Origin of the sequence: Achromobacter marplatensis (genome assembly GCF_002209535.1) — a bacterium.
Lineage (GTDB): Bacteria > Pseudomonadota > Gammaproteobacteria > Burkholderiales > Burkholderiaceae_B > Achromobacter > Achromobacter marplatensis.
This window is the reverse complement of record NZ_NJIG01000014.1, coordinates 14,772-31,374: the sequence shown is the minus strand read 5'-3', so window position 1 is coordinate 31,374 and position 16,603 is coordinate 14,772. Positions and strand designations below refer to the sequence as shown.

18 protein-coding genes are annotated in these 16,603 nt (G+C 65.5%); 7 read left to right on the top strand and 11 right to left on the bottom strand.

Annotated elements, in window-relative coordinates:
- Nucleotides 1-107 precede the first annotated feature (107 nt).
- The gene (alaC, locus tag CEY09_RS24415) at nt 108-1,295 is read right to left on the bottom strand and encodes an alanine transaminase (protein WP_006224991.1); all 1,188 of its coding nucleotides are present in this window, start codon (nt 1,293-1,295) and stop codon (nt 108-110) included.
- 231 nt (nt 1,296-1,526) lie between these two features.
- Between alaC and CEY09_RS24410 the strand changes: the two genes are divergently transcribed.
- The 3 genes from CEY09_RS24410 to CEY09_RS24400 are packed head-to-tail and all read left to right on the top strand — an operon-like array spanning nt 1,527 to nt 4,212.
- The gene (locus tag CEY09_RS24410) at nt 1,527-1,988 is read left to right on the top strand and encodes an Mth938-like domain-containing protein (protein ID WP_088590664.1); all 462 of its coding nucleotides are present in this window, start codon (nt 1,527-1,529) and stop codon (nt 1,986-1,988) included.
- Nucleotides 1,985-2,449, top strand: a complete 465-nt coding sequence (locus CEY09_RS24405; RefSeq protein WP_006224993.1) for a peroxiredoxin — start codon at nt 1,985-1,987, stop codon at nt 2,447-2,449. The genes CEY09_RS24410 and CEY09_RS24405 overlap by 4 nt, the downstream gene beginning before the upstream one ends.
- A gap of 56 nt (nt 2,450-2,505) precedes the next feature.
- Nucleotides 2,506-4,212 (top strand): PhoH family protein, encoded by a 1,707-nt coding sequence (locus tag CEY09_RS24400; RefSeq protein WP_088590590.1) that lies wholly within the window; start codon nt 2,506-2,508, stop codon nt 4,210-4,212.
- Between the two features lie 79 nt (nt 4,213-4,291).
- Here the strand turns inward: CEY09_RS24400 and CEY09_RS24395 are convergent, their stop codons facing one another.
- The 7 genes from CEY09_RS24395 to CEY09_RS24365 form a co-directional block, all read right to left on the bottom strand.
- On the bottom strand, nt 4,292-4,423 hold the full coding sequence (locus tag CEY09_RS24395) for an entericidin A/B family lipoprotein (protein ID WP_006218367.1): 132 nt from the start codon (nt 4,421-4,423) through the stop codon (nt 4,292-4,294).
- Nucleotides 4,424-4,462: 39 nt separating this feature from the next.
- Nucleotides 4,463-5,158, bottom strand: a complete 696-nt coding sequence (locus tag CEY09_RS24390) for a fumarylacetoacetate hydrolase family protein (RefSeq protein ID WP_006224995.1) — start codon at nt 5,156-5,158, stop codon at nt 4,463-4,465.
- Between the two features lie 119 nt (nt 5,159-5,277).
- Nucleotides 5,278-5,580: a Dabb family protein gene (locus tag CEY09_RS24385; protein ID WP_006224996.1), complete on the bottom strand. Its 303-nt coding sequence runs from the start codon at nt 5,578-5,580 to the stop codon at nt 5,278-5,280.
- Complete coding sequence (locus CEY09_RS24380) at nt 5,580-7,457, bottom strand: ABC transporter permease (RefSeq protein WP_088590663.1); 1,878 nt, start codon at nt 7,455-7,457, stop codon at nt 5,580-5,582. The genes CEY09_RS24385 and CEY09_RS24380 overlap by 1 nt, the downstream gene beginning before the upstream one ends.
- 13 nt (nt 7,458-7,470) lie before the next feature.
- Nucleotides 7,471-8,163 (bottom strand): ABC transporter ATP-binding protein, encoded by a 693-nt coding sequence (locus tag CEY09_RS24375; protein WP_006224998.1) that lies wholly within the window; start codon nt 8,161-8,163, stop codon nt 7,471-7,473.
- Nucleotide 8,164: 1 nt separating this feature from the next.
- A complete protein-coding gene (locus CEY09_RS24370; protein WP_006224999.1) occupies nt 8,165-8,926 on the bottom strand; it encodes an ABC transporter ATP-binding protein in 762 nt (253 codons plus the stop codon).
- A gap of 10 nt (nt 8,927-8,936) precedes the next feature.
- Nucleotides 8,937-9,716: an SDR family NAD(P)-dependent oxidoreductase gene (locus tag CEY09_RS24365; protein ID WP_006225000.1), complete on the bottom strand. Its 780-nt coding sequence runs from the start codon at nt 9,714-9,716 to the stop codon at nt 8,937-8,939.
- Nucleotides 9,717-9,890: 174 nt separating this feature from the next.
- Here CEY09_RS24365 and CEY09_RS24360 point away from each other — a divergent pair, with 174 nt between their 5' ends.
- The 4 genes from CEY09_RS24360 (at nt 9,891) to CEY09_RS24345 (ending at nt 13,195) form a co-directional block, all read left to right on the top strand.
- The gene (locus CEY09_RS24360; protein WP_006225001.1) at nt 9,891-10,289 is read left to right on the top strand and encodes a cupin domain-containing protein; all 399 of its coding nucleotides are present in this window, start codon (nt 9,891-9,893) and stop codon (nt 10,287-10,289) included.
- An 81-nt stretch (nt 10,290-10,370) separates the two neighbouring features.
- Nucleotides 10,371-11,582: an ABC transporter substrate-binding protein gene (locus CEY09_RS24355; RefSeq protein ID WP_088590589.1), complete on the top strand. Its 1,212-nt coding sequence runs from the start codon at nt 10,371-10,373 to the stop codon at nt 11,580-11,582.
- Nucleotides 11,582-12,343 (top strand): SDR family oxidoreductase, encoded by a 762-nt coding sequence (locus CEY09_RS24350; protein WP_088590588.1) that lies wholly within the window; start codon nt 11,582-11,584, stop codon nt 12,341-12,343. Before CEY09_RS24355 ends, CEY09_RS24350 begins: the two co-directional genes overlap by 1 nt.
- A gap of 15 nt (nt 12,344-12,358) precedes the next feature.
- The gene (locus CEY09_RS24345) at nt 12,359-13,195 is read left to right on the top strand and encodes an IclR family transcriptional regulator (RefSeq protein ID WP_006225004.1); all 837 of its coding nucleotides are present in this window, start codon (nt 12,359-12,361) and stop codon (nt 13,193-13,195) included.
- Here CEY09_RS24345 and ppa read toward each other — a convergent pair whose 3' ends face one another.
- Genes ppa through CEY09_RS24330 form a run of 3 tightly spaced genes read right to left on the bottom strand, consistent with a single transcriptional unit; the run spans nt 13,196 to nt 16,571 of the window.
- On the bottom strand, nt 13,196-13,726 hold the full coding sequence (gene ppa, locus CEY09_RS24340) for an inorganic diphosphatase (RefSeq protein WP_006225005.1): 531 nt from the start codon (nt 13,724-13,726) through the stop codon (nt 13,196-13,198).
- A 32-nt stretch (nt 13,727-13,758) separates the two neighbouring features.
- A complete protein-coding gene (locus CEY09_RS24335) occupies nt 13,759-15,372 on the bottom strand; it encodes a heme biosynthesis HemY N-terminal domain-containing protein (RefSeq protein ID WP_088590587.1) in 1,614 nt (537 codons plus the stop codon).
- Between the two features lie 5 nt (nt 15,373-15,377).
- Nucleotides 15,378-16,571, bottom strand: coding sequence for a uroporphyrinogen-III C-methyltransferase (locus CEY09_RS24330; protein ID WP_052017881.1), 1,194 nt, complete (start codon nt 16,569-16,571; stop codon nt 15,378-15,380).
- Between the last annotated feature and the right edge of the window lie 32 nt (nt 16,572-16,603).

Sequence of the window (16,603 nt, the reverse complement as noted above, 5' to 3'; positions counted from 1 at the left end):
GCAAAAACAGTTGCTGCCCTATCGGGATGCCGCGGATCCGGCTCCGCCGGTCCGCAGGCATGCCCCCTTGAGGGGGAAGCGCGCAGCGCCGCGGGGGTGGGCTCCCATCATTTCAGCAAACCGTCCTTGCGGAACATCTCTTTGATGCCTCGCACCGCCTGCCGGGTGCGCTGCTCGTTTTCGATAAGAGCGAAGCGGACATAGTCGTCGCCATACTCGCCGAAGCCGATCCCGGGGGACACGGCCACTTTCGCATCCGACAGGACACGCTTGGCAAATTCCAAAGAGCCCATCGCCCTGTAGGGCTCGGGGATCTGCGCCCAGATATACATGGACGCCTTGGGAATCTCCACATTCCAACCTGCTTCATGCAGACCGCGCACGAGCACGTCGCGGCGGCTTTGGTACTGGGCCACGATCTCGTTCACGCAGTCCTGCGGGCCATCCAGGGCGGCGATGGACGCCACCTGGATCGGCGTGAACGTACCGTAGTCGTGATAGCTCTTGATGCGCGCAAGCGCGTTGACCAGCTCGCGGTTGCCGACCATGTAGCCGATGCGCCAGCCGGCCATGTTGTAGCTTTTGCTCATCGTGAAGAACTCGACGGCGACATCGCGCGCGCCGGGCACCTGCATGATGGAAGGCGCCACGTAGCCGTCGAAGGTGATATCGGCGTAGGCCAGGTCATGCACGACGAGGATGTCGTGTTCCTTGGCCAGCGTCACCACGCGTTCGAAGAACGACAGGTCCACGCACTGGGCGGTCGGGTTGCTGGGAAAGCCCAGCACCATCATTTTAGGCTTCGGGATGGACTCGCGCACCGCGCGTTCCAGTTCCTCGAAGAAATCCACGCCCGGCGTCATGCGCACGGACCGGATGTTGGCGCCGGCAATGACGGCGCCATAGATGTGGATCGGGTAGCTGGGGTTGGGCACCAGCACCGTGTCGCCGCGGTCCAGCGTGGCCAGCATCAGGTGGGCCAGGCCTTCCTTGGACCCGATGGTGACGATGGCTTCGGAATCCGGGTCGAACTCGACCGCGTAGCGACGCTGGTACCAGTCGCAGATGGCCTTGCGCAGGCGCGGGATGCCCTTGGACACCGAGTAGCCGTGGGTGGTTGGGCGCGAGGTGGCTTCCACCATCTTTTCGACGATGTGCTGGGGGGTCGCGCCGTCCGGATTGCCCATCGACATGTCGATGATGTCTTCGCCCCGCCGACGCGCCGCCATCTTGAGTTCGCCGGTGATGTTGAAAACATACGGGGGCAAACGCTCGATGCGGGAGAATTTCCTCATGATGGGAATCCTTAAGGGACGAAAGGCAAAAACCGGGGCGCCGCCGCGCGTAGGGGAAAGCGGCTCAAAGCCGCGCCAGCACACGTTTGCAGCGCAACAAAACCCTGTAATCTAGCGCAAGCGCGCCTAGGCGGCAAATGGGGCGGAAAAACCCCCATTTCCCGAGTGGATACAGAGCAACATCTGTACATCCTGATGCGCTATTATCAAGCCACAAAGCCGGAGTTTTTATTGAAGCTGCATACCGATCCTGCGACGGCCGCTCTGAACACCGTCACCGCTTACGGTGAGGGTTATATCGAGGTCAACCAGGTACGTTTTTCCTCCTCGGTGGCCTTTGGCCCCGAAGGCGAAGTGACCGAATGGCCCGTTGAGTCGCCGGCCGACATTACCTCCCCCCTGTTGCATCAGGCGGCCGGCTTGACCGAGCCCGTCCGCGATCCCATGGCGTTCCTGGACGAACCGGAAGCCGCCCCCAGCCGCCCGGCCAATGCGCCCGAGGTGCTGCTGGTCGGCACAGGCGCCCGCCAGCAATTCCTGCGCCCCGAAGTGTTGCGTCCCCTGTTGGCCATGGGCATCGGCGTCGAGATCATGGACACGCACGCCGCCTCCCGCACCTACAACATCCTGATGGCTGAGGGCCGCCGCGTCGTGGTCGCCCTCATCCCTCCCAATGGAGAATCCCAGAAATGACGCCCAGTATCGGCAAGCCCGCCCCGCAGTTCACCGCTGAAAGCACCATTGGTCCGATCAGCCTTGAACAATGCCAGGGCCGTGCCGTCATCCTGTACTTCTACCCCAAGGACAACACCCCTGGCTGCACGACCGAAAGCCAGGACTTCCGCGACCTGAACGCCGAATTTCTGGCTGCCAGCGCGGTGGTCATCGGCATCTCGCGCGATTCGCTGAAATCGCATGAGAACTTCAAGGCCAAGTACGAACTTCCTTTCCCCCTCATCTCCGACGCCGACGAAACCGTGTGCAACCTGTTCGGCGTCATCAAGCAGAAGAATATGTATGGCAAGCAGGTGCGAGGCATCGAGCGCAGCACCTTTTTGATCGATGCCTATGGCGTGCTGGTGCAGGAGTGGCGCGGGGTGAAGGTCCCGGGCCACGCCAAGGAAGTCCTGCAGGCCGCAAAAAGTATCGGTTAGCCGTACAGGAACACCCGTCAGGCGCTATAGCCGGCCCACACTGGAGAGTGACGCATATGCCGCTTCCGAAGTTGCCTACCCGCCCCGCAGCCATCCTGACCTTCCCCTCGGGCGAAACCGCCCGGGTGCAGGCCCGCACCACCAAGACTGCCGCTGCGCGGTCCAACACCCAAGCCGTACTTGCCGACGAAGACGAGGACGAACTGCTCGTCCAGCCTGAACTCGACGGCATGGCGGCTCCGGCACGCAAGGCGCAGATTCCCGCGCCGACCCGCCAGGTGCCGCCGCCACCTCCTGCCGCCACCCCCGCCCGCACGGAAGCGCGTGCGGCCAAACCCGCCCAGACGGCCGCAAAGCGCGCCAAGCCGCGCGCCCAGAACGAGCCGCGCAAGCTGTTCGTGCTGGACACCAACGTGCTGCTGCACGATCCCAGCTCGCTGTTCCGGTTCGAAGAGCACGACATCTTCCTGCCGATGATGACGCTGGAAGAACTGGACCACCAGAAGAAGGGCATGTCGGAAGTGGCGCGCAACGCGCGCCAGGTCAGCCGCTCGCTGGATGCGCTGGTGCAGGACACCACCCAGCTGGACGAAGGGCTGGAGCTGGCCAAGCTGGGCAACAAGGATGCCACCGGTCGCCTGTTGTTCCAGACGACTGCCATCCACAGCACCCTGCCCTCCGACCTGCCGATGGGCAAGGCCGACAACCAGATCCTGGGCGTCGTCCGGGCCCTGCAGGAAAAGTACCCGCAGCGCGAAGTCGTGCTGGTGTCCAAAGACATCAACATGCGCTTGAAGGCGCGCGCGCTGGGCATGGCCGCCGAAGACTACTTCAACGACCACGTCCTGGAAGACTCGGACCTGATGTATTCGGGCGTGATGCAGTTGCCCGAAGATTTCTGGAACAAGCACGGCAAGGACGTCGAGTCCTGGCAGCAAGGCGGCACCACCTTCTACCGTATCCACGGCCCGCTGTGTTCGCAGTTCGTCGTCAACCAGTTCGTCTACTTCGAAGGCCAGATGCCGCTGTACGCGCAAGTGCGCGAAGTCAGCGGCAAGATGGCGGTGCTGGCCACCCTGCGCGACTACACCCACGGCAAGAACAACGTCTGGGGCATCACGGCGCGCAACCGCGAGCAGAACTTCGCCATGAACCTGCTGATGAACCCGGAATGCGACTTCGTGTCGTTGCTGGGCCAGGCGGGTACCGGCAAGACGCTGCTGGCGTTGGCGGCAGGCATCACGCAGGTGCTGGAGACCAAGCGCTACACCGAAATCATCATGACCCGCGTCACGGTGCCCGTCGGTGAGGACATCGGATTCCTGCCCGGCACGGAAGAAGAGAAGATGCTGCCGTGGATGGGTGCGCTGGAAGACAACCTGGATGTGCTCAACATGGGCGATGGCGAGGGCAACGGGGACTGGGGGCGCGCCGCCACCATGGACCTGATCCGTTCGCGCATCAAGGTGAAGTCGCTGAACTTCATGCGCGGCCGCACGTTCCTGAACAAGTACCTGATCATCGACGAAGCGCAGAACCTGACGCCTAAGCAGATGAAGACGCTGGTGACCCGCGCGGGCCCTGGCACCAAGGTGATCTGCCTGGGCAACGTCGCCCAGATCGATACGCCGTATCTGACCGAAGGCAGTTCGGGCCTGACGTTCGTCGTCGACCGCTTCAAGGGCTGGCCGCATTCGGGGCACGTCACGCTGCAGCGCGGCGAACGTTCCCGCCTGGCCGACTACGCGGGGGATGTGCTGTAGGGCATCCGCGCTACCGGCATGAAAAAAGCCCCTTGATGACTCAAGGGGCTTTTTTTTGCCGTGGCAACGACGCCGACGATTACTTGTCGGCGGCGTTGGTGATGGCGTTGCCGGCCCGGGACATGTCACGACCCATGCCCGCGACGGTATTGCAACCGGCGAGCACGAATCCGAACACGACAAAGGCGGTCAGCACGATCTTGCCGCGCATGCTGGAACTCCTGAACAATAGAAAGAGGCGGTGCCGGAATCAGGCGATCTGCACGCGCAGTTCGCCCAGGCCTTCCACGCCGCCGGTGATCACATCGCCTTGCACGACCGCGCCCACGCCTTCCGGGGTGCCGGTGAAGATGATGTCGCCCGGCTGCAGTTCGAACAGGCCCGACAGGTACGAAATGCTCTCGGGGATGTTCCACAGCATCTGCGAAATGTCGCTGGACTGCTTGCGCTGGCCGTTCACGTCCAGCCAGATCGCGCCCTTGTCCAGCGTGCCCACGACGCTGCGCGGGTGGATCGGGCCCATCGGGGCGGACTCGTCGAACGCCTTGCCGATTTCCCAGGGGCGGCCCTGCTTCTTCATTTCGCCTTGCAGGTCGCGGCGGGTCATGTCCAGGCCCAGCGCGTAGCCCCACACGCATTCATTGGCTTCTTCGACCGGAATATTGCGGCCGCCCTTGCCCAGCACCACGACCAGTTCCATCTCGTAGTGCAGGTTGGAGGTCTTGGGCGGATAGGCCATCTTGCCGGTTTCGCCGTCGGCCACGCTCAGCACGGCATCAGCCGGCTTGCAGAAGAAGAACGGGTCTTCGCGGCCGGTGAAACCCATTTCCTTGGCGTGCTCGGCGTAATTGCGGCCAACGCAATACACGCGGCGGACCGGGAACAGCGCGGCGCTGCCGGCAACGGGAACCGCGACGGGCGGCTGGGGAGGTAGTACGTAGTCCATGAGCGATCAACCTATGACAAATACGTGAGGCGGGCAGTTTTATGTTGGGGCGGCCCGGATATCGAAAATCATCCGCGAGTTTATCGCTTTCCCGGGCGCAAGGCGCGAGCCTTGCGCGTTCAGGAAAACGTAGGGATATCCCCATCGAAAACGACCAGGCGTTCGATGAAATCCGCCATGTAGGCCTTCATCTCCTGGTGCGCCGGGGACACCTGGTAGCGGTCGTGCGCGGCGCCGTCCGCGAAGGCGGCCACGACCGCGTGGGTCAGGCCGTCAGAGCGCGCGGCCTGGTTGGGCCGGAAGGCGTATCCGGCCACCCCGTCGCATTCCGCCAGGACGCGGTCGCAGTACGCCTGGACCCGCCCGTGGAATTCCGCATCGGCCGCCGCCGACAGTTGCAACATCACGACATGCAGGAACATCAGGACTCCTTTTTCACGCGGGTCGCGGCCAGCCAGGCGCGCGACACCAATCCCATGATGCCGTCTCGCAACAGCAGCACGCACAAGACAAATATCGCCCCCTGGACGATCAGCACCCAGGACCCCAGCGGCGCCAGGTAGTTCTGCAGCGACACGAAAGTCAGCGCTCCCGCAAGCGGCCCGAATACCGTGCCGATGCCGCCCAGCAGCGCCATCAACACGACTTCGCCGTTGGCATGCCAGTGCACGTCGGTGAGCGACGCCACGCCGAACACCAGCACCTTCAGCCCGCCCGCCAGCCCCGCCACGGAGGCAGACAGCGTGAACGCGATCAGCTTGTAGCGCGACGTGGAATACCCCAGCGACCGGGCGCGTTGTTCGTTGTCGCGCACCGAGCGGATGACTTCGCCAAACGGGGAATTCAGCACACGCAGGACGAAGGCGTAGCCCAGCGCGAAAACGGCCAGCGTGAAGTAGTACATCGGCATCACGCTGTCCAGGTCGAAGATGCCGAACAGCTTGCCGCGCGGCACGCTTTGCAGCCCGTCCTCGCCGCCGGTGAACCCCGCTTGCACCGCGATGAAGTAGACCAGTTGCGACAGCGCCAGCGTGATCATCGCGAAGTAGATGCCCTGCCGCCGGATCGCGATGGCGCCGAACAGCAAGCCCAGCAGGCCGCCCGTGACCACGCCGGCCAGCAAGCCCAGTTCCGGCGTGGCGCCGAACAGCTTCATGACGATGCCGGTTGCATACGCTGCCGCGCCGAAGAACGCCGCATGGCCGAAGGACAGCAGGCCCACATAGCCCACCAGCAGGTTGAAGGCCGCCGCGAACAGCGCGAAGCACAGCACCTTCATCAGGAAGGTGGGATACACGAACCAGGGCGCGATCAACGCCACCACCGCCAGCGCCGCCATCGACACGCGCATCGCGCGCCGGCTCAGTTGCACCGGTTGCCGCGTCGCTTCCGCGGCCAGCACGTTCTGCACCTGCAGAGGCTTGCCGAACAGTCCCGCCGGCTTGCACAGCAGCACCAGCACCATGATGATGAAGATCGCCAGGTTGGCGGCCTCGGGGTAGAAGACCTTGGTCAGGCCTTCGATAATGCCAAGCCCAAAGCCGCTGACGATGGCGCCCATGATGGAGCCCATGCCGCCGATCACCACCACCGCGAACACGACCACCACCAGATTCGATCCCATCATCGGGCTGACCTGGTAGATGGGCGCCGCGATCACGCCCGCCACCGACGCCAACGCGACGCCCAGCGCATAGGTCAGTGTGATCAGCAGCGGCACGTTGATGCCGAACGAACGCACGATCGTCGGGTTTTCCGTCGCCGCGCGCAGCATCGCGCCCACCCGCGTCTTCTCGATCAGCACCCACACGGCCAGGCACAGCACCAGCGACACCGCCACGGCCCAGCCGCGGTACCAGGGCAGGAACATGAAGCCCAGGTTGACGCCCCCGGTCAGCGCCTTGGGGATGGTGTAGGGCAGCCCCGACACGCCATAGGCCTGGCGCAGGCCGCCCTCGATCAGCAACGCAATGCCGAAGGTGAGCAGCAGCCCGTACAGATGGTCCATGCGATAGGTGCGCGAGATCAGCAAGCGCTCCGTCACGATGGCAAACACCGCCATGATGAGCGGCACCAGCACAAGCGCCGCCCAGTAGTTCACGCCCAGGTAGTTCAGCAGCATCCAGGCCAGGAACGCGCCCGCCGTGTACTGCGCGCCATGGGCGAAGTTGATGATGTTCAACAGGCCGAAAATCACCGCCAGGCCGATCGAGAGCAAGGCGTAGAAAGAACCGTTGATCAGGCCAAGCAGCAGCTGGCCGAACAGCGCCGTAGACGGCACTCCGAAAATTTCGAACACAGGCATTCTCCTCTCAGACGCCCAGGCGGCGCGCGATCCGGGCAGGATCGCGGCGCGCTTCATCCGCCGACAGCCGGTCGACCACGCAGCCATGCTCCATGACGTAGTGGCGGTCGGCCACCTTGGTCGCGAAGCGGAAGTTCTGCTCGACCAGCACGATGGTGAAGCCCCGCTCCTTCAAGGTGCGGATGGCTTGCCCGATCTGCTGCACGATGACGGGCGCCAGCCCTTCGGTGGGTTCGTCCAGCAGGATCAGCTGAGCGCCCGTGCGCAGGATGCGCGCGATGGCCAGCATCTGCTGTTCTCCGCCCGACAGGTTGCCGCCCGAGCTGGCACTGCGTTCGCGCAGGTTGGGGAACAGCGTGTAGATCTCGTCCAGCGACATGCCGCCCGCGGCCAGGCGCGGCGGCAGCATCAGGTTTTCGGTCACGTTCAGGCTGCGGAACACCGCGCGCTCCTCGGGGCAATACACCACGCCCAGGCGCGGAATGCGGTGCGGCGCCATGCCCACCGTTTCCTGCCCGTTCAGGCGGATGGAGCCGCGCCGCTTGTCCAGGATGCCCATGATGGCGCGCAGGGTCGTCGTCTTGCCCGCGCCGTTGCGGCCCAGGATGGTGACGAGTTCGCCCCGGTTCACGTCGATGTCCACGCCATGCAGCACGTGCGATTCGCCGTACCAGGCATTGAGGTCTTTGATCGCCAGCATCTCAGTGCGTCTCCTCGTCAGAGCCCATATAGGCGGTGATGACCCGCTCGTCGCGGGAGACGGCTGCGTAGTCGCCCTGCGCCAGCACCGCGCCGCGCGCGAGCACGGTGATGGTGTCGGACAGGTCGGCCACCACCGACAGGTTGTGCTCGACCATGAGGATGCTCCGGTTCACCGACACGCGCCGGATCAGCGCAGCGATGCGGGCGACGTCTTCCTGGCCCAGCCCCGCCATGGGCTCGTCCAGCAGCATGATCTCGGGTTCCAGCGCCAAGGTCATGGCGATTTCCAGCGCACGCTTGCGGCCGTAAGGCAGCAGCGCAGCCGTGGTCTCCGCCAGCGGCGCCAGGCCGACCGCGTCCAGCAGCTCCATCGCGCGGCCATTCAGGCGGTCGACGCTGCGCCGGCTGCGCCAGAAGCGCAGGCCGTCGCCATGCTGGCGCATCAGCGCCACGCGCATGTTCTGCAGCACGGTCAAGCCCAGGAACACGGCGGATATCTGGAATGAGCGGACGATGCCCAGGCGCGCGATCTGCTCCGGCGCAAGAGAGGTGATGTCGCGGCCGCGGTAATGGATGACGCCCGCATCCGGCGTCAGGAATTTGGTCAGGAGGTTGAAGCAGGTGGTCTTGCCGGCGCCGTTGGGGCCGATCAGCGCGTGGATGGAGCCTTCTTGCAGGGCGAGGGTCACGCCATCGACGGCATTGAAGCCGCCGAACCGCTTGACCAGCCCCTGGGCGGACAGAACCGCTTGGGTGCTCATGGGGGCGCTCCTACATGCGGGCCAACAGGCCGCCGTCGATCGCCAGGACGTGCCCGTTGACGAACGACGCGCCCGGCGACGCCAGGTAGACCACGGCAGGCGCAATGTCTTCCGGCGCGGCCCAGCGCCCGGTCGGCACGGCAGACGACAGGAACGACTGGAATTGCGGATTGTCCTGCAGCCCTTGCGTGAAATCCGTGCGGACGAAACCCGGCGCAAGCGCGTTGCAGGTCACGCCGCTGGCGCCGTATTCCACGGCCAGCGCCCGCGTGAACGCCGCGATGGCGCCCTTGGCGGTCGCGTACGCGGCGATGTTCGGCATGGTCGCCTGCCCTGCCACCGAGGACATCAGGATGATCCGGCCGAAGCCGCGCTTGCCCATCCCGGGCAAGACGGCGCGGGCGCAATGGAACGCGCCGTTGACGTGCACGTTCTGCAGCGCCTGCCACTCGGCCGGCGTCATCTCCACCACGGGTTTGCGGTTCTGGTTGCCGGCATTGCTGACCAGCACGTCGATCGCCAACCCGGCGGCCTCCAATTGGGCGACAGCCGCGGCCACCGCCTCGCCATCCGCCACGTCAAACGGTGCGCTGCGCGCCTTGATGCCATCCGCGGCCAGCTGCGCGCAAGCGGCATCGCAGGCCTCGATCGACAGGTCGTTGACGACGACCTCCGCGCCGGCCATCCCCAGGCCCCGCGCGATGGCGAAGCCCAACCCTCTGGCTGCCCCCGTCACCAGCGCGACGCGCCCCGCCAGACCGAACGTCTGGTCCAGATAGTCGTGTTTCAAGCTTGTCTCCTTGTTTTATATGCACCGGATCTCTGGGTCCGGCCTGTGTCGCCTTTGCTTCGTCGATGCAAAAACAAAGTTGACATCAATCTCAATATACGCGACTATTTTTAAACACTCAATAACAAGATTTTTACTTTATCTTCAATAACGAGTTACGGCTAGGAGACAACCATGGCCCTCGAAACCCCCGGCTGCCCTGCGGCCAATGCGCTGCCGCCGCTGGCCTCGCGCTTCCTGAAAGTCGCCGACCTGCCCTGGAAACCCACCCAGGTGGAAGGCATCGAAATGAAGGTGCTGATGCAGGACAAGGAGTCCGGCCTGCTCACCGCCCTCTTCCGCTGGCAGCCCGGCACCGAACTGCCGCTGCACGAGCACGTGGAAGTCGAGCAGACCTATGTGCTGGAGGGATCCATCGTGGATGCCGAAGGCGAAGTGTGCGCAGGCGACTACGTCTGGCGCCCGCGTGGCAACCAGCACGTGGCGCGCGCGCCCAACGGCGCGCTGGTGCTGAGCTTTTTCCTGAAACCCAATCTGTTCATCGACGCCTACGCCGGCCAGACGCTGGAGTAGGCCGACCCGCCGTGCAAGACCCCGCATGACCGCCCGGCACAGGGCGGCGCGCAAAGAACCAAGCCCCCGAGGAGACACCCCATGAAGACCCGTATCAAGAACAGCCTTGCCGCCTGCGTGCTGGGCACCCTGTCCCTGTCCGCCCAGGCGCAGGTATCGGACGATGTCGTGAAGATCGGCGTGCTGGGCGACCAGTCCGGCATGATGGCCGACCTGTCCGGCAAATTCGGCGTGGAAGCCGTGAAGATGGCCGTCGAGGATTTTGGCGGCACCGTGCTGGGCAAGCCTATCGAAGTGATTTCCGCCGACCACCAGAACAAGGTGGACATCGGCGTGTCGATCGCGCGCCGCTGGTATGAAAACGACAAGGTCGACCTGATCCTGGACGTACCCAACTCGGCCATCGCGCTGGCAGTGCAGGACCTGACCCGCCAGATGAAACGCGTCGTGATCTTCACCAGCGCGGGGTCGGCCGATCTGACGGGCAAAGCCTGCTCGCCCAACGGCATGCACTGGACGTACGACACCTACGCCTACGCCACGGGCGTAGCCAACGGCGTGATGGAGGACGGCGGCAAGAGCTGGTACTTCATCACGTCCGATTACGCTTTCGGCCATTCGCTTGAGCGCGACGCAATGGCGGTAGTGAAGGCCAAGGGAGGCCAGGTCGTCGGCAGCGTACGCCACCCCATCGCCAGTTCGGACTTCTCGTCGTTCCTGTTGCAGGCGCAGGCCTCCAAGGCGCAGGTGATCGGCCTGGCCAACGGCAGCGGCGACACCATCAACAGCATCAAGCAGGCGTTCGAGTTCGGCATCATGGGCAGCAAGCAGCGCGTGGCCTCCCTCTTCATGAGCATCGTGGACGTACGCAGCGTGGGCCTGGAATATGCCCAGGGCCTGAACCTGGTCGAACCCTTCTACTGGGATCAGGACGACAAGGCGCGCCAATGGTCCGAACGCTATTTCAAGCGCACCGGCCGCATGCCTTCGATGGTGCAGGCCAGCAACTACAGCGCCACGATGCATTACCTGAACGCCGTCAAAGCCGCCGGCACCGACGGGTCCGAACCCGTGCTCAAGAAAATGCACGACACGCCCATCAATGACTTCATGACCGAAAACGGCCGCATCCGCGAAGACGGCCGGGTCATGCGCGACCTGTACCTGTTCCAGGTGAAGAAGCCGTCCGAGTCCAAGCGCGACTGGGACTACTACAACCTGGTGCGCAAGATCCCCGCCGAGCAGGCCTTCCGCCCCCTGAAGGACGGCGGCTGCGCATTGGTGAAGTCGTGATGGCCGGCGCGCTTGGGCTTCTGGCCGGCAAGCGCGCCGTGGTCACGGGGGGCGCCAACCCCCGTGGCATCGGCGCGGCCGTCGTCGAACTCTTTCTTGCGCAAGGCGCGACCGTGGCCGTGCTGGACCAGGCCTATCCCGAAAGCGCCGGCCCCGCGCTGGCGCAGGGCCGCGTGGACCTGCATTGCGACGTGTCGCAGGCCGCGTCCTGCGAAGCGGCCCTGGCCCATGCGGCGCAAGTGCTGGGGGGCGTGGATATCCTGGTCAACAATGCGGGCATCGTCGCCGCCACCCGCATCTGGGATCTGGAAGAGGACGAATTCCGCCGCATGATCGACGTGAACCTGACCGGGACCTACAACGTCACGCATGCAGCGTTGCCGGCCTTGCTGGAAAGCACCCGGCGTCCCGCCATCGTCAACCTGGGCTCCACCGCCGCCTTGCGCGGCGGCGGGCTGCTGGGCGGATCGCACTACGCGGCCTCCAAGGGCGGCGTCATCAGTTTCACCAAGGCGCTGGCCCGCGAGCTGGGGCCGCGCGGCGTGCGCGCCAACTGCGTGGCGCCGGGCATTATCGAAACCGACATGACGCTCGGCAAATTCGGCGAAAATTGGGAACAAGAACTCAAACAGGGCATTCCGTTGCAACGTTTCGGCCTACCCGCCGACGTCGCCCAAGCCATCCTTTTCCTGGCCTCGGACCTGTCCTCCTACTCAACCGGCATCGTGGTCGACGTCAACGGCGGCTTCCACATTCACTAGGCATTCCCCGAAGCAATGAGCACTCCCGACCGCATGCTGTCCATCCTCGACCTCTTTCGCGACGGCACCACCGCCGCGTTCCAGGAAGACGTCATGGCGCATCTGGAGTGCTCGCGCGCCACCGCCTACCGGTATCTGAAATCGCTGACCGAAAGCGGCCTGTTGGCCCCAACCGCCGGCGGCGCCTACGTGCTGGGGTCGCGCATCATCGAACTGGACCGGCACCTGCGCCAACACGATCCGCTGATGCGCGCCGCCCGCGACGTGATGCGCGCCACCGGCGACGAGCTTCACGCCAACCTGATGCTGTGCAGCTACTACGGCGACAAGGTGCTGTGCGTGGACCGCTACTGGACGGACAACTCCATCGAATCCAGCTATGCGCGCGGCCGTCCGTTCCCGATGTTCCGTGGCGCCACCGCCAAGCCCATCCTGGCCAATCTGCCGCCCTACCAGTTGCGCAACCTGATGCTGTGGCATGCGGCCGAAATCCGCGAAGCGGGGCTGGGAGACGACTGGGATGCGTTCCGCGCAAACCTGAAACGGCTGCGCACCGCGGGCGTGTGCGTCTCGCATGGCGAGGTCGACCGCGGCCTGATGGGGATTGGCGCGGCGATCTTCAGCGGGGAACAGAAAGTGGTCGGCAGCCTGGTGTTCATCGCCTCGCAAGCGCATACCTCGGCGGCGCGCCTGGACATCCTGCAGGCGCGGATCCAGGTGGCGGCAGCCGAGGTTTCCCAGAACCTGCAGGCCCCGCAAAGCAACGGCGCGGCGGCGATCGGCATCATGCCGTCGCGGCCGCGCCGCATCAGAGCGCCGGCCGGTGCAGCACCGGCGCGGCCCAAAGCCTGATCAGGCCTTGTTGTAGCGTTCCACGCTGTTCACGATTTCTTCGTGGGCAGCGTCGACGCCCTTCCAGCCCTTGACCTTGACCCACTTGCCCTTCTCGAGATCCTTGTAGTGCTCGAAGAAGTGCTGGATGCGCGCGACGTCTTCGGTCGGCAGATCCTCGTAGGACTTGATGTTGCGGTACGGGGGGTACAGCTTTTCGATCGGCACGGCCAACAGCTTGGCGTCGCCGCCCGACTCGTCGTCCATTTCCAGCACGCCGATGGCGCGGCAGCGCACGACGGCGCCGATCTGGATCGGGAACGGAGTCAGCACCAGCACGTCGGCGGGGTCACCGTCGTCGGACAGGGTCTGCGGAATGTAGCCGTAGTTGCACGGATAGTGCATGGCCGTCAGCATGAAGCGGTCAACGAAAATCGCACCCGTTTCTTTGTCGACCTCGTACTTGACCGGGTCGGCGTTCATGGGGATTTCGATGATGACGTTGAAGTCTTCCGGCAGCTTCTTGCCAGGGGAGACGCGATCAAGACTCATGATTCAACCTTGTTGTTTGTCTGAAGAAATGTTCAAAGCGAGCCGTCGTCCTTGAACGGCGGCTTGGTGGCCGGCACCGGCACCGCGGCAGGCGCGGGCTTCGGGCTGGCGGGAGGCGCCGGCGAGTACGTCGGCACGGGCTCGTCGAAAGCCGCCGCCGGAATCGGGGCGCTGTCGAAGTACTCGTCGATGTCGGACGTGCCGCCAGCCAGCGGCGCGTCTTCGGGCGCCAGCGCGCGGTCGCGCTGGTCCTTCTTCACGCGCGCATCCGGATCCAGCACGTAGTCGGAGGCCGACGCGGCCACCGAAGGCGGCAGCGCCGGGTAGTCGCCGCCAATATCGGCGTCGCCGTCGGCGTCCGACAGGCCCACCGCATAGCCGCCTTCGGCGTCCACGCGGTAAGGGTCCGAACCGGTATCCGCGGCCGGCAATGCCGCATCCGCCGCCAGCACCGGCAACGCCATGCTGGCCGCCGTGGCCAGGCGCCAGTGGTGCACGGCATCGGCCGGACGGTCCAGGCGGTCGTACAGGCTGCCCAGCAGCGCATGCGTCTGCGCATCGCTGCGGCGGCTCAGGCTGCGCAGCAGATAGCGTTCCGCCTGGCCCCACAGCTGGCCGTTCAGGCACAGCATGCCCAGCGCGGTCAGCAGGTCGGGATCCGTGGGACGCTGTTGCAGCCAAGTTTCAGCCTTGGCCAAGCGACGCGACACCTGCTCGGCTTCGCACCGGGCATAGGCCGCCACCAGCGTCGGATTGAACTTCACGGCGACCGCGGCTTCCAGCACGCGGGCGGCTTCGTTGGCTTCGCCGGCCGCGTCGAATGCGGCGGCGCCAGCCAGCGCGATGTCGGGCAGCAGGCGCTCTTCGGCCTTCAGGTCTTTCCAGATGGCACGCCAGGCTTCGCTGTTGGCGGCGGCACGCAAGCGCGCCGCGCCGGAAGCGTCGATCAGGGCATCGGCCTCGTTGCGGGCCAGCGCGTTGCGGCGCACCAAGCCGCGGGCCAGCGTGAAGACCTGCTCATCGTGATGCAGCGCGGTGTGTGCGCGCAGCAGCAGACGCATGGTGTGCAGGTGGCGGGCACCGCCATCGGCCAGCGGCGCCAGCACTGCCAGCGCACGTTCGGCGCGGCCTTGGTCCAGCAGCATATCGGCCGAGACCGTGGCCGTGGCTTCCACCAGGCCCGGCTCGGTGCCGGCGTGTTCTTGCGCGGTGGCCAGCAGGCGGTCGCGGCGGTCGAATTCGCCCAGGCCATGCGCGGCGCGCGCGGCGGACAGGGCTGCCAGCACGCGGCGAGTCTGGACCTTGGTCTGCTCAAGCAGCTTGGTCAGATCCTTTTCGGCATGGGTATAGCGGCCTTCCAGCAGGCCGATCCAGCCGCGCTCCAGCAATTCGTGGTCGCGCGCCTGGGCGCGTTTGCCGCGCCAGACGCGGACGCGGTCGGGGATGGCCAGCAGCCACGCCAGCAGGCGCAGGCCGATGTACAGCACGATGAAGGCCGCGACGATCAGCAGGACCGCCAGCGTCAGCGACATCCCGATGCGCCAGGGCCAGACCAGCAACAGCACGTTGCCGGAATGGGAGCGCAGCACCACCGCCAGCGCGACGGCGATGACGGCAAGCAGCAGAGTCCAGAACCAGGTACGCATAAGGCTCAGTCCTGCCCGCTAGTCTTGAAACCCGCGGCGCGCAAGGCAGCCACGGCGTTCAGGCTGTCGGCCACTTCCGGCATGCGCACGGCGATGTCGGTCTGCGCCAGTTCGCGCGCCAGCGTCTGGGCGGCGACGGTGTCGGGGGAGCGGTTGTCGAAATACTTGGACAGCGTGACGCCGATGTTGTCGAGCTCGCTCTTCCAGACGGCGGGCTGGCGCATCAGCATGGCCAACTGGACGGTCAGCAGGCGTTGGCGCAGCGTGCCGCGCACCTGGTCGGCCTGTTCGGGCGACAGCAGCAAGGCGGCCGGCTCGTCCACGCGCTGGATGGTGATCAGGCCGCCCAGTTCCTGCGCCAGCGCGGAACCCGCGCGGCCGGGCCACGACACCACTTCGGCACGCCAGCGCTGCCACCACGGGGCATCGGCGGGCAAACCAGCCTGGGGGTCAACCACGGGCGCAGGGGCCACGGCCGGGCGGCTTTCGCCAGCGGCAGCCACACCTGGGGCGGCGGCATCCGGCACCAGCAAGGGGGCCTTGCCGACCAGCGACACCAGGCGTTCGATGCGGGCCGACTGGGCGGGGATGTCTACGGTGGACACGGCGCGCAGGCGGTCCAGATCGCCGTTGATGGCCTGTTGCAGGCTGGAGAAGCGCGGACGGTCGGCGCGGGCCAGGCGGGACTGCGCGGTTTCCAGCGCCACGATGGCGTTGGACACGTTGCCGGCCAGGCGCAATTGCTGATTGGCGATGGTCAGCAGGCGTTCGACGTCATTGGCCAGCAGTTCGTCGCTGGCGCTATCGTTGAAATTCTGCCAGGCCTGCTGCAGCGCGTTGTATTGGCTTTGGGTTTCGCGCACGGTGTCTTCAAGCTCGCCCACGCGGCCGGCCTGGGCTTGCGCCAGGGCCAGGGCTTCGCGCGTGTCCTTGCGCGCTTGGGCCACATCGGCCGTCAGCGTGTCGATGCGCGACGCGACCTCGCGCCCGGCGGACACGAACTGCGTGCGCTGCTTCCACAGCGCGTATCCCAGGCCAACGGCCAGCAGGATGACGATTATCAGGGCGGTGACCAACGGGCCACTGCCGCGCTTGGCCGGACGGGCCTTGACGGAATCGGCCGGGGCCGATGCGGGCGCGCTTGCGCCCGGGGCGGCCGTGTTAACGACCGGATCGGTAGCGGGAGTCTTGTCTGTCATGACGCGATTGTATTCGGTGTCTGTCCGATGCA

Bases quoted from the DNA above. Each gene is read 5' to 3' on its own strand.
- CEY09_RS24360 (WP_006225001.1), top strand. From the start codon at position 9,891: ATGGCCCTCGAAACCCCCGGCTGCCCTGCGGCCAATGCGCTGCCGCCG.
- CEY09_RS24405 (WP_006224993.1), top strand. From the start codon at position 1,985: ATGACGCCCAGTATCGGCAAGCCCGCCCCGCAGTTCACCGCTGAAAGC.
- CEY09_RS24355 (WP_088590589.1), top strand. From the start codon at position 10,371: ATGAAGACCCGTATCAAGAACAGCCTTGCCGCCTGCGTGCTGGGCACC.
- CEY09_RS24345 (WP_006225004.1), top strand. From the start codon at position 12,359: ATGAGCACTCCCGACCGCATGCTGTCCATCCTCGACCTCTTTCGCGAC.
- CEY09_RS24400 (WP_088590590.1), top strand. From the start codon at position 2,506: ATGCCGCTTCCGAAGTTGCCTACCCGCCCCGCAGCCATCCTGACCTTC.
- CEY09_RS24350 (WP_088590588.1), top strand. From the start codon at position 11,582: ATGGCCGGCGCGCTTGGGCTTCTGGCCGGCAAGCGCGCCGTGGTCACG.
- CEY09_RS24335 (WP_088590587.1), bottom strand. From the start codon at position 15,372: ATGCGTACCTGGTTCTGGACTCTGCTGCTTGCCGTCATCGCCGTCGCG.
- CEY09_RS24390 (WP_006224995.1), bottom strand. From the start codon at position 5,158: ATGGACTACGTACTACCTCCCCAGCCGCCCGTCGCGGTTCCCGTTGCC.
- CEY09_RS24385 (WP_006224996.1), bottom strand. From the start codon at position 5,580: ATGTTCCTGCATGTCGTGATGTTGCAACTGTCGGCGGCGGCCGATGCG.
- CEY09_RS24330 (WP_052017881.1), bottom strand. From the start codon at position 16,571: ATGACAGACAAGACTCCCGCTACCGATCCGGTCGTTAACACGGCCGCC.
- ppa (WP_006225005.1), bottom strand. From the start codon at position 13,726: ATGAGTCTTGATCGCGTCTCCCCTGGCAAGAAGCTGCCGGAAGACTTC.
- CEY09_RS24395 (WP_006218367.1), bottom strand. From the start codon at position 4,423: ATGCGCGGCAAGATCGTGCTGACCGCCTTTGTCGTGTTCGGATTCGTG.
- CEY09_RS24375 (WP_006224998.1), bottom strand. From the start codon at position 8,163: ATGCTGGCGATCAAAGACCTCAATGCCTGGTACGGCGAATCGCACGTG.
- CEY09_RS24370 (WP_006224999.1), bottom strand. From the start codon at position 8,926: ATGAGCACCCAAGCGGTTCTGTCCGCCCAGGGGCTGGTCAAGCGGTTC.
- alaC (WP_006224991.1), bottom strand. From the start codon at position 1,295: ATGAGGAAATTCTCCCGCATCGAGCGTTTGCCCCCGTATGTTTTCAAC.